The sequence below is a fragment of the Porphyromonas sp. CAG:1061 genome (genome assembly GCF_000435035.1).
Taxonomy (GTDB): domain Bacteria; phylum Bacteroidota; class Bacteroidia; order Bacteroidales; family Porphyromonadaceae; genus Porphyromonas_A; species Porphyromonas_A somerae.
Genome location: NZ_HF988947.1, coordinates 3,068 through 14,081, shown reverse-complemented (window position 1 = coordinate 14,081; position 11,014 = coordinate 3,068). Strand labels below are relative to the sequence as shown.

Genomic DNA, 11,014 nt, shown 5'->3' with positions numbered 1-11,014 from the left:
ACAACAAATCGGACCTCCGCAGGAGGTCCTTACCATAGACATTCCGATGAACGCCACTCAGACAGACCTTCCCAACGCATGCCAGCCGAACACCGCAAAATACTTACTTTTAGGTATTGCGAGACTTGGCCATACCTCGTACCTTTGCAACAAATAAATACAAGAGTATGATAAAACGAATGTACCATATTACATATCGGGATAGACATTCCTTGACTATCGAAGCGCACTGTTCAAGAAAAGAACGGTGCGTTTTTTTTATGAACAAAGTAGAACAACGTTCGTTATTGACGCTTTACCCTAATTATGCAAACTCTGAAAGATGACATTCGGCAACGTATCATCGTGACCGCTCGTGCAGAGTTTATCGCACATGGCGTACGTTGCACGTCCATTCGCACGGTCGCTCGCAAGTCAGGTATTTCCGTTGGAAGCCTTTACAATTACTTCAGTAGCAAGGACGAACTATTTTGTGAGGTGTTGCGGCCCCTCACCAAGGCGTTAAACAAACACATTCTGTCGCACAATGACGAGAAGTTCCTGTCGATAGACGTATTCAGCATGCGACAATACCAAATAGATTACATCTTTGCCCTGCTCGCCATCATCAAAGACTTCCGACCAGAGCTTCGACTGCTACTATTCGATGCTGAGGGTACGTCGCTACAAGGATACAAAGAGAAGATGGTGGACAGGCAGATGAAAGTGGGTTTGGAATACATACGACTGATGAAAGAACGCTATCCACATCTCAACGCCGACATTTCGCCATTCTGGATTCGCATCACTTGCTCTACATGGATAACCGTTTTCTGCGAGCTTGTAGAACATGAAGATTACAGCGGCGAGGATATCAAAGTTGCCCTGGAGCAGTACATGGACTTTAGTATGGCAGGATGGAAAGCATTGCTGAAACCATAACGACTAATTTCTAAAAGACAATAATATATGATTAAGACTCTCAATCGTTTAGGAGCTTATATGGGAGGGCGCAAATACTTGCTGCCATGCTCCGTAGCACTGTCGGCCGTCAACGGACTGCTGTCGCTTGTCCCATTCGTACTTTTGTGGCTCGTGGTACGCACACTACTAACAGCCAAAGGCAACCTCTCAGACACACCCCTTATAGACTATGCCCTATGGGCTTTTATCATATCGGTGTCGAACGTGTTGCTCTACTTTTTGGCACTGATGCTTTCTCATCTTGCGGCATTCCGTATCGAAACCAACATGAGGCGCAAAGCGATGCAACGGCTGATGCGTGCACCATTGGGCTATTTCGATGGACAAAATACGGGGCGTATGCGCAAAATTATTGATGAGGATTCAGGACAGACCCATACTTTCGTGGCACACCTGCTACCTGATGTGGCGAGTTGTGTCGTTGCTCCGATAGGGGTTATCGTACTGCTATTCACTGTGGATTGGCAGTTGGGAGTGGCTGCAATGATACCTCTCGTTGGTGCTATAGGCATTATGGGGTATATGATGAACCCAAAGAACAACCAATTTCAAAGGCTCTACCTTGATGCACAGGAGAAGATGGGGGCAGAGGCCGTGGAATATGTCAGAGGCATTCCCGTGGTTAAGGTGTTTCAGCAGACGGTCTTCTCGTTCAAACGTTTCTACGACAGCATTATCAGCTACCGCGATCTTGTTATCAAGTGTACGCTTGTGTGGCGCACGCCAATGTCCTTTTACATACTTGCTATCAATGCCTTTGCTTTCTTCCTGGTTCCTACTGCTATTATCCTGATAGGACACGGGGGAGATACAACCACCATTATCGCCAACGTGATACTTTATGTGGTGATTGCACCGCTTATTGCTGCCAACGTGATGAAAGCCATGTATCTCAGCCAGGACCTTTTCTTGGCAAACGAGGCTGTGGAACGACTGGAGCAGCTCACTCATATTGCACCGCTCTCGCAGCATGATGAGCCGAAGCGGGCAGAAGGGTACGACATTCGCCTTGACGACGTTTCGTTCCGGTATGAGGGAGCGGAAAAAGATGCAGTGAGTCATATCAACCTGACCATTCCAGAAGGAAAGACGGTTGCACTTGTAGGAGCATCGGGTAGCGGAAAGACCACCATAGCAAGGCTGATACCCCGCTTTTGGGATGTACGCCATGGCAGCGTTACTATAGGAGGTGTAGACGTGAGAAATATGCGCAAGGAAGAGCTGATGCGCAACGTGTCCTTCGTCTTCCAGAACACCCGTCTATTCAAGACGTCGCTCATCGAAAACCTACGTTACGGCAATCCTGATGCAACGACCGATCAGATCAACCGTGCCATAGACCTCTCGCAAAGCCGCGAGATTATCGACCGTCTGCCACAAGGGTTGGATACCGTTATCGGTGCCGAAGGTACTTATCTTTCGGGAGGTGAGCAGCAGCGTATTGTTCTTGCCCGTGCCATTCTGAAAGATGCTCCTATCGTAGTGCTTGACGAGGCGACTGCCTTTGCCGACCCCGAAAACGAACAGCTTATCCGTAAGGCACTGGCACATCTCACCCAGGGAAAAACAGTGCTGATGATAGCCCATAGACTTACCACGGTACAGGATGCCGACAGCATCGTAGTTGTAAACAATGGTGAGATTGTCGAACAGGGAACGCACGAGGAACTATTGAGGAAGGAAAAGTATTACCACCGTATGTGGAATGAATATCAACAGTCCGTCTCATGGAAACTATAATCAATTAAACGTCACAAAGCCATGATTAAATACTTTCAAAATCGTTTCGCTCTTACGGAAAAAGGGGCAAAAGACTTGCGCCAAGGCATCGTCTCCTCAACACTGCTCAACCTTGTGCTGATGCTGCCACCCACTTATTTGTTTTTCTTCCTGATGGAGTATCTCGATAATACACAAATTAACGCCCCTCATACGTTGTGGTTTTATCTCCTCGTGGCAGCAGGGATAATGGTCGTAATGCTCGTCGTGATCCGTCGGCAGTACGACAGCACCTATACCACTGTATATAATGAGAGTGCGCAACGCCGGATATCCTTAGCCGAGAAACTACGCCGTTTGCCTCTCGCTTTCTTTGGTGAGCACAATCTCTCCGACCTCACAGCCACCATTATGGAAGACTGTACGCAATTGGAAACGACGTTCTCACACGCCATTCCCCAACTATTTGCTTCTATGGTGAGCACAGTCATTATCGCAGCAGGAATGTTCTGTTACGACTGGCGATTAGCCATCGCACTGTTTTGGGTAGTGCCATTTGCCTTGGTGGTGCTCTTGGTTTCACGAAAACGAATGAATAGGGCTTTTACACGTCTCTACCACATCAAGCGTGGTGTGAGCGAACAGATACAGGAAGGACTGGAGTGTGTGCAGGAAATCAAGTCGTACAATGGTGAGGAGGAATATAACCAGCGGTTCGACCAGCGATTAAAAGTAATGGAAAAAGAACTTGTTGCGGGTGAACTCTTGTCGGGGTCATTTGTCAACATCTCTGCTGTACTCCTTAAGCTAGGCATGCCTACCGTCATCGTTGTAGGCGCATGGATGCTTCAGCATGGAGATGTGTCGGTATTCGTCTATTTGGCGTTTCTCCTTGTTTCGGCCATGGTTTATAACCCTATCCTTGAAGTATGCAATCACCTTGCCATTCTTTCATTTCTCGACGTGCGTATCAAGCGAATGAAAGAGATGGAGGCAATGCCCATACAGACGGGCGACACCGAGGTGGAAGTTTCAAATTATGACATTGAGTTCCACAACGTCAACTTCTCCTACGAAACAGACAAGCAGGTGCTTCACAATGTTTCATTCACAGCCCGTCAGGGCGAGGTAACAGCACTTGTTGGTCCCTCAGGAGGTGGCAAGAGTACCGCTACCAAGCTCGCTGCACGCTTTTGGGACATCAACAGTGGTAAGATAACGCTGGGCGGGCACAACATCGCCAACATAGAACCAGAGACGTTGCTCAAAAACTATGCCGTAGTATTTCAAGACGTGATGCTCTTCAATGCCTCCATTGCCGACAACATACGCATAGGAAAGCACAACGCCACCGATGAGGAAGTAAGGCATGTGGCACGATTGGCGCAGTGCGATGATTTTATCAGTCGTATGCCACAAGGCTACGATACAGTGATTGGCGAAAATGGGGAAACCCTTTCGGGTGGGGAGCGGCAGCGTATCTCCATAGCCCGTGCGCTCTTAAAAGATGCTCCTGTGATACTCTTGGATGAAGCAACCGCCAGTCTTGATGCCGAGAACGAGACGAAGGTTCAGGCTGGTATTTCCGAACTGGTACGCAACAAGACCGTCATCATCATTGCACACCGCATGCGCACGGTCTTGGGTGCCGACCACATAGTAGTCCTCTCTGGCGGAACAGTTGTAGAGCAAGGCACATCCAACGAGCTGATGGCACACAATGGAACTTTTGCACAAATGGTAAGACTGCAACAAGATACTACTTCAACAAATATTTCATCAAAATAGGCTGTTGCACGAAGACGATCTGTGAAACCTAGGCTTTCGTTAGTATCTAAGGGAAGTAAGGCAAAGTTGCTTTCAGAATTCGGGTCTGGTCACTTACTCAAGTAAGCTTCCTTCGCCCTGACGAGGGTCTTAATGCCCTACGTAAACCTTGCCCGTCATTGAATCCCTTGCCTCTTCTTCCTCGTGCAATATTCTCATCTCTGGAGTTTCAATGCAATGACACTGGAGTTTCGATGCAATGAAACTCCAGTGTCACTGCACCGAAACTAATGTCTTGAGATTACGCCTTAGAAGTTGCCACACTTCAGCTGGGTCGCAAGGGTGTTATTACGTCATTATGCACACAGACCTTTCTCATACGTAACCCCTAAAATCCATGGGGAAAAGTCTTGATTATTTAGTTAGCTTTTGGTATCTTGCCAAAAGCTAACTATAAACTAAACCAATAATAAGACCAAGACCATGGCAAATGAAATCTTAAACTTAAAACCACAGCTCGTGTGGAAGTACTTTTATGGACTCACACAAATACCACGCCCCACAGGCCATACCGCCGAAGTGGCTAAGTATGTAGCTGGGATCGGACGTGAACTAGGACTAGAGACGCACACCGACGAAGTGGGGAATGTACTGATCCGCAAGCCTGCAACTAAGGGGTATGAGGATCGGCCCATAGTAGCAATGCAGGGACACCTAGACATGGTGCCACAAAAGAATAATCACATACAGCATGACTTTGAGAAAGACCCTATACAGCCTCGTATTGATGGCGAGTGGGTACGTGCTAATGAGACCACACTAGGTGCCGATAATGGCATTGGCGTGGCTATGGGTCTTGCTGTAATGGCTGACGATACACTAGAGCACGGTCCAATAGAGGCTCTATTTACCATTGATGAGGAGGTAGGGATGGTAGGAGCCTTTGGTCTGAAAGAGGGCTTCTCAAAAGCCGATATTATGCTCAACCTCGACTCCGAAGTGGTTGATGAGCTCTATGTAGGTTGCGCTGGTGGCGTGGATATCAACGTTTCACTAGAGTACAAAGATGACCAACCTATCCCAGAAGGGGATATTGCAGCCAAGGTAACCCTTAATGGATTGAAGGGTGGGCACTCAGGTATGGACATCGCCCTCGGCAGAGGAAATGCCAATAAGATGATTGCCCGCTTCCTAAAGAAGGCCATTGAAAGACTAGACCTCTCTATAGCTGAGCTCCAAGGTGGCTCACTGCGTAATGCCATCCCTCGTGAGGCGTGGGTAGTCGTAACGCTTCCCGAGGAGGAGCTTAGTGAGCTAGAGGAGATGGTTAAGGAGTTTGAAGCACTTTATATCAAGGAGTATAAGGGCATCGAGGAGGGGATCAAGATGAGTGTAGAGCGCCTTAACGAAACCCCTGCACACATTGTACCCCAAGAGATTGCTGACAATGTGATTCAAGCGGTAGAGGCGGTGCAGAATGGTGCGATCACCTATCTTTCCGAGTTTCCAGATACCGTAGAGGCCTCTGGCAACCTTGCAGCTATCAAATTGGGAGGTGGCAAGCTAGCCGTTACCTTCCTTACCCGTAGTTCAAGCGAGAGCCGTAAGGAGATGGTAGCTTCGAGCATTGAGAGTGCTTTCTCACTCATCGGTGCGGAGGTAGAGTTTGCGGCTCCTTACAATGGGTGGCAACCCGATGCCCACTCTCACGTACTTGAGGTGATGAAGAAGGTATTCAAAGATATCAATGGCACTGAGCCACCTGTAAAGGTGATGCATGCTGGGCTAGAGTGCGGAATCATCCAAGGGGTGATGCCTAAGACTCAGATGATCAGCTTTGGGCCTACTATCAAATCGCCCCACTCTCCTGATGAGCGTGTAAACATTGCCACTGTGGAGAAGACCTGGGATCTACTTATCCGCACGCTCAAAGAACTATAATTCAGATAGAGGGCGATGCTGACAGAGACAGAGCTAATCGTACTCGGTGCAGTACGTTACTCCGACAATGCCAGTATCGTGTCCACCTATAGTGAGTGCTTCGGTGCACTCTCCTTTAAGTGCATTCGCTCGGCCTCTCGTAGAAGAGGTCAAGCGAATGCCTTTTTTATTCCTCTCTCAATTCTAAAGGTAACTCTCGACTATCTGCCCAATCGTGGGATTCAGCTACCGAGAGAACAAGTGCAACTTCACCGACCTATCCGACCATCCATTGAGCCTGTGGCCAATGCAGTAGCCCTCTTTACAGTAGAACTACTCACCCGACTACTTCGCTCGAATGGTGCCGATAGAGCTTTGTACCGCTACTTGAGGGAGGAGATAAAAGGGCTAGAGCACCTTAGCGATAAAGGGATTAGTTCCTTTCATCTTCGATTGATGACAGGGCTACTCCACCATCTCGGTATCTTGCCACAAAGTGAGACCTATAGGCCTAGCAGCGTACTCGACTTCTCCGAAGGCAACTTCCGCCCCTCCTGGAGCCCAGAAGAACAAGGCAAAGCCTATGCCTCCTCCCTACTCTACCAATTCATTAGTTCACCAGCACCAGAAGAGCTTCCCCTCTCAGGGCAGGAGCGACGCCTACTCCTTAAGTTACTTCTCGATTTTCTAGGCTATCACTTCCCCGACCTTGGCAACTTAAAATCGCCAGAAATACTGAGTCAGCTATTTTAAGGCAGGGAGTGTGGCAAATATCATTAGGTTATTTTTGGAGCTATAGACCGAATTGAGTAAGTTTGCAAAGCAAATATTTTATTAAGCTATCCGACATAATTAAGAAATGGATTACGGAATACTAGATTTTATCTACCTAATAGGTTCTCTCGGTCTCTTCCTCTACGGTATGAAGATCATGAGCGAGGGGCTACAAAAGGTAGCAGGAGACCGCATGAAGAGTATCCTCTCAGCGATGACCTCCAACCGCATCTTCGGTGTATTTACAGGTATATTAATCACAGCACTTGTACAGTCCTCCTCTGCTACCACCTTGATGGTAGTCAGTTTTGTCAATGCCTCATTACTTGATTTGGCACAGGCTGTTAGCGTGATTATGGGTGCCAATATCGGTACTACCGTCACTGCATGGGTCATCTCCCTTCTTGGCTTTAAGGTAGATATCAGTGCCTTTGCAGTCCCATTGATTGCACTATCTATTCCATTTATCTTTTCGAAGAAGCAAAATTACAATTCGTGGGGCGACTTTATCCTCGGCTTTGCTCTCCTATTCTTAGGGCTGCAATTCCTAAAGGACTCAATGCCCGACCTTCAGAATAACCCCGAGGCACTAGCCTTCTTGCAGAAATACACCAATATGGGCTTTGGCTCGGTACTGCTCTTCTTACTGATTGGTACCATCCTCACCTTCTTGGTACAAAGCTCAAGTGCTACAGTAGCCATCACCCTGGTGATGTGTAGCCAAGGGTGGATACCCTTCTCCATGGGTGCAGCGATGATTCTAGGTGAAAACATTGGTACCACTATCACCGCCAATCTTGCAGCCCTTAATGCCAGTGTCAATGCCAAGCGAGCTGCTGTTTCACACACCCTATTCAACGTGCTGGGTGTAGTTTGGGTCCTCTTCCTCTTTTTCCCAGCGGTCGACCTCGTTTCAGGGATGGTGGCACGTTCGAGTGGCTACGATCCTCGGGAGCTTTTCCCTATTATTGCCGACCTCAATGCTCGCTACGAGCCAGGCGATGTTGCACTCATCACTAGTGGTGCACCTATCTACGACGTAGAGATGAGTCGTATACAAGGCACCGTCATAGGCATGGCAGGAGCGATAAGTATGGGACTTGCGTTGTTTCACACCATGTTCAACCTCATCAATACCTTTGTAATGATTTGGTTTGTTCCCTTAATTGTAAAAGCGTGCAAGACCATTATCAAGCCAGCCAAGACCATCTCAGATAAGAAGGAGTACCCACACCTACAGTACCTCTCCACTCGTATGCTCTCCACCAGTGAGCTATCATTGCTACAGGTCAATAAGGAGATTGTCAACTACAGCAAAAAGACTCAGAAGATGCTCGGCATGGTACGCGAATTGAGCAATATGGAGGATGAAGTAGCTTTTGAAGAGAGCTTCACACGTATTGAGAAGTACGAACGTATCTGCGATAGAGTAGAGATAGAGATTGTACAATACCTCACAGAGCTATCCAGTGGCGACCTGAGTGCAGAATCACGTAGAAATGTACAGAGCTACCTCAGGATCTCTAGCGAGATTGAGAGTATGGGCGATGCTTGCTTCAATATAGCACGCATCCTACGCCGCAAGTTTGAAGATGGTCGTGCCACTAATCCTACACTCTCAGCACACCTCACCGAGATGCACGATATGCTCGAGAACATCATGCAGTTTACAGTAGAAGTACTAGAGAGCGATGAGCGTACACAAAATATGATACTCCACTCTCACGACCTTGAGAAGGCACTCAATATCAAGTACAAGTTCCTAGTGGCAGAAAACCTCAAGGACCTCAATAATAACGTATACCCTTACCAAGACTCAGTATACTACCTTGATATCATCGATGAGTATGAGCGCTTGGGCGACTATGCAGTCAATGTAGTTGAGGCCTACGTAAGACAAGTGAAATAACGAACTCTTTTTGTAAAAACGAAACTCTCCCACGGTAGCACCAGCTACTTTGGGAGAGTTTTCTATTATTTACTCGACGGTAAAAGTATGGTCAATATGATAGATACGAGAGGCCAAAGCTCGGAGATGCACCTCATTGTGCGATACCATGACTATGGCTGATTCCTTTTGTAGCTGTGGCAAGAGTGAAAGCATAGAGGTTTCAAAATCTCTATCTACATAGGTCGAAGGCTCATCCAGCACCAAAAGCATCGGCCGACTTACAAAAGCTCGTGCCAATAGCACCCGCTGTAGCTGTCCGCCCGAGAGATGACCTATTGCCCTAGTAGCATACTTTGTCATTCCTACCGACTCCAGTGCCTCCTTGGCAAGGGCTCGCATCTCACTCGTCGCCCTCAGCGTTTTCCTTCCGAATAGGCCACTCAGCACCACCTCCTCCACACTAATCGGGAACTCCCTATCCAGCTGATTCTGCTGTGGCATATAGCCAATAGTTATCTTCTTCAGAGGCATCCCCTCTCTTGAGAAGTAGCGAATAGAGCCATTCCTAGGTGCTATCAGTCCGAGCAACGCACGGATAAAAGTGGTCTTCCCCGCCCCATTCGGACCGGTAATCCCTACAAACTCATTCGGATAAAGCTTAAAAATGACTCCCGAGAGCAGACTAGGCACCTCGCCATACCCTAGCTCCAGATCTTCAGCTATGATGATTGGTTTTGCTTCCATTATCTAAAGATTTCAATCAATCGCCTCATCTCAGCCCCCCAATCCTCTGCCAAAGGGTCAATAGAGACCACCTTCAGTCCTAGTTCTTTCGCCACGGCTGTTGCATTTTTAGTATCAAACTCCGCCTGCACTAGCACCGCTCTTGTATCCATGCTCCTTGCACGCTCAATCAGCTCCACCAGATGCCTAGGCGTTGGCTCCTCCCCATCTTCCTCAATAGGCAATTGCGTCAGCCCCCACTCCCGAGCAAAGAGTGATAGAGAGGGGTGATAGATCACAAAAGCAAGGTCCTTGTCACCTTTAGATATTCCTCTCCCCAATTGCCGAATAGCCTCCAATTCAGGCACCACATTTGCCTGATAATTGGCTTCAATCTCCTCCCGATGCTCTGGGAATAGCTCCAGCATCGCCGCCAAAATCGCCTCCGCCATTGCTTCCCCACCAGAGAGCGACGTCCAATAGTGCGGGTCGCCCAAGGCGTGCTGATGCCCTTCGTGGCCGCCCTCTACGAGCTCCCTTGGCAACTGCTTTGCGAGATCAAAATAGGGCACCTCCTTCGGCAAAACCGCCACCCACTGAGCTTCGAAAGGCAACGTACCAATAGCCAAATAGGCAAGTGAGCTTTGAAGCATAGCGATATCCCGGGGAGAGGGGTCGTACGTCTCGGGGTTACTTCCTCGCGCTACCACCACATGCACCTCCGCCAGCTCCCCAATAATTCGCTCCACAAAGTACTTCTCGGGAAGTAGACTCACCGAGATGATAGGCTTCTCCACCCGAGAGCCAGAACTACAAGCTGTAATAAGCGAGAGCAGCACCACGCAAAGCCCCCAGCCAAAGCAATACTTAGCCCACCGCATTAAAGATAATCCACACATTATAAAGGATAAAAACCAAAAGCATCATCCCCCCCTCGGCACGCTTAATCTCACGTTTTCCCCAAAAGAGAGCCACCCCCAAAGCAATCACCATGGCAAGTAGCTGCATCCAAATATCCAGCGAAGTAAACTGCAGATTGCTCAACGGCCGCACCGTCCCTGCAATTCCCAGCACAAAGAAGATGTTAAAGAGGTTACTTCCAATCACATTACCCACAGCAATATCGGTATTTCCCTTCATAGCAGCCACCACAGAAGTCGCCAGCTCAGGGAACGACGTTCCCCACGCCACCAGTGTAAGCCCTATCAACGTCTCACTCACCCCTAGCGACGAAGCTATCTTAGTAGCATTCCCCAC

The 11,014-nt window shown here is 48.3% G+C and carries 9 protein-coding genes; 6 read left to right on the top strand and 3 right to left on the bottom strand.

Features of this window, described 5'->3' with window-relative positions:
• Positions 1-306 precede the first annotated feature (306 nt).
• The 6 genes from QVO39_RS08280 (at position 307) to QVO39_RS08255 (ending at position 9,052) form a co-directional block, all read left to right on the top strand.
• Positions 307-921, top strand: coding sequence for a TetR/AcrR family transcriptional regulator (locus QVO39_RS08280; protein WP_018027975.1), 615 nt, complete (start codon positions 307-309; stop codon positions 919-921).
• 27 nt (positions 922-948) lie between these two features.
• Positions 949-2,703, top strand: a complete 1,755-nt coding sequence (locus tag QVO39_RS08275; protein WP_021903773.1) for an ABC transporter ATP-binding protein — start codon at positions 949-951, stop codon at positions 2,701-2,703.
• Positions 2,704-2,724: 21 nt separating this feature from the next.
• On the top strand, positions 2,725-4,470 hold the full coding sequence (locus QVO39_RS08270; protein WP_021903772.1) for an ABC transporter ATP-binding protein: 1,746 nt from the start codon (positions 2,725-2,727) through the stop codon (positions 4,468-4,470).
• 462 nt (positions 4,471-4,932) lie between these two features.
• Positions 4,933-6,390 carry an aminoacyl-histidine dipeptidase gene (locus QVO39_RS08265; RefSeq protein ID WP_021903771.1) on the top strand — a complete coding sequence of 486 codons (1,458 nt, stop codon included), beginning with the start codon at positions 4,933-4,935 and terminating at the stop codon, positions 6,388-6,390.
• Between the two features lie 15 nt (positions 6,391-6,405).
• Entirely contained in the window at positions 6,406-7,122 is a 717-nt protein-coding gene (gene recO, locus QVO39_RS08260) for a DNA repair protein RecO (RefSeq protein ID WP_021903770.1), read from the top strand.
• A gap of 106 nt (positions 7,123-7,228) precedes the next feature.
• A complete protein-coding gene (locus QVO39_RS08255) occupies positions 7,229-9,052 on the top strand; it encodes a Na/Pi cotransporter family protein (RefSeq protein ID WP_018028463.1) in 1,824 nt (607 codons plus the stop codon).
• A 69-nt stretch (positions 9,053-9,121) separates the two neighbouring features.
• Here the strand turns inward: QVO39_RS08255 and QVO39_RS08250 are convergent, their stop codons facing one another.
• The 3 genes from QVO39_RS08250 to QVO39_RS08240 all read right to left on the bottom strand — a co-directional run.
• Positions 9,122-9,778 carry a metal ABC transporter ATP-binding protein gene (locus QVO39_RS08250; RefSeq protein WP_021903769.1) on the bottom strand — a complete coding sequence of 219 codons (657 nt, stop codon included), beginning with the start codon at positions 9,776-9,778 and terminating at the stop codon, positions 9,122-9,124.
• Positions 9,778-10,638: a metal ABC transporter solute-binding protein, Zn/Mn family gene (locus QVO39_RS08245; protein ID WP_021903768.1), complete on the bottom strand. Its 861-nt coding sequence runs from the start codon at positions 10,636-10,638 to the stop codon at positions 9,778-9,780. The genes QVO39_RS08250 and QVO39_RS08245 overlap by 1 nt, the downstream gene beginning before the upstream one ends.
• Positions 10,625-11,014, bottom strand: a 390-nt coding sequence (locus QVO39_RS08240; protein ID WP_502685076.1) for a sodium:calcium antiporter, incomplete at its 5' end; no start/stop codon positions are given. The genes QVO39_RS08240 and QVO39_RS08245, both read right to left, overlap by 14 nt.